The organism is Lactobacillus sp. UMNPBX17 (assembly GCF_002553735.1).
Taxonomy (GTDB): domain Bacteria; phylum Bacillota; class Bacilli; order Lactobacillales; family Lactobacillaceae; genus Lactobacillus; species Lactobacillus gallinarum.
On the sequence record NZ_PCYT01000162.1, the window covers coordinates 1 to 786 of the forward strand.

The window sequence follows — 786 nt, forward strand, 5'->3', positions numbered from 1 at the left end:
AAAAAAGCAGCCTAAGCTAGGCTGCAGTCCGCTAGCAATTCGCGGACTTAAAAGGCTTTGGTAAATAGACGACCTCTATCGGCAATAGTCAAAAGACTATTGCTGGTAAGTCAAGTCCGTATCTAAGCAAGTTGGTGTTCTGGTTAGCGTAAGCTAACGAGCCACTAAGCCCTAGACTTCAGTCTAGGGTAGTTGACTAATTAGATCAGTAACTATGAATGATTTGGATTCAGTAGTTTCTATTGAATCGGATACTTTTGAGATGAGTCAAGAAATGACTCAAAAAGATATGATCGGGCGAATTGAAAACTATCCTGATACTTTTTTAGTAGCAGAAATTGATCATCAAGTAGTAGGACATGTTTTTGGTCCAGCATTTAATAAGCGCTATATTGAAGATGAAATCTATTTTAAAAATCATCTTAATCGTAAAGATGATCAATATCAAACAGTTTTAAGTCTGGCAGTTAGTCCGGAATTTCGAAAGCAAGGAATAGCTACCAAATTATTAGATAAATTGTCTAAGATTGCTAAGAAGCAAAATAGGACAGCGGTCACTTTGACTTGCTTGCCGAAGTTATTTTCATTTTATGAAAAGCGAGGCTTTGTAAACGAGGGTAAGACTAGTGATGATATCCCTGATCCTGATAATGTAAGTAGTTTTAATATGGTAAAAGAATTATAGAAAAGAGGATTTTCCTACTAAACAAGGAAAATCCTCTTTATAATTTCTGATTAATCTTTTTAACTTGAGATTTCACTTTTTTATATATAATTAGCCAGATA

General features: G+C 34.6%; 1 protein-coding gene. It reads left to right on the forward strand.

Annotated features, from left to right (window positions below):
* The first annotated feature begins 199 nt into the window (after positions 1–199).
* A complete protein-coding gene (locus CP368_RS10110; protein ID WP_255405117.1) occupies positions 200–685 on the forward strand; it encodes a GNAT family N-acetyltransferase in 486 nt (161 codons plus the stop codon).
* The last annotated feature ends 101 nt before the right edge of the window (positions 686–786 follow it).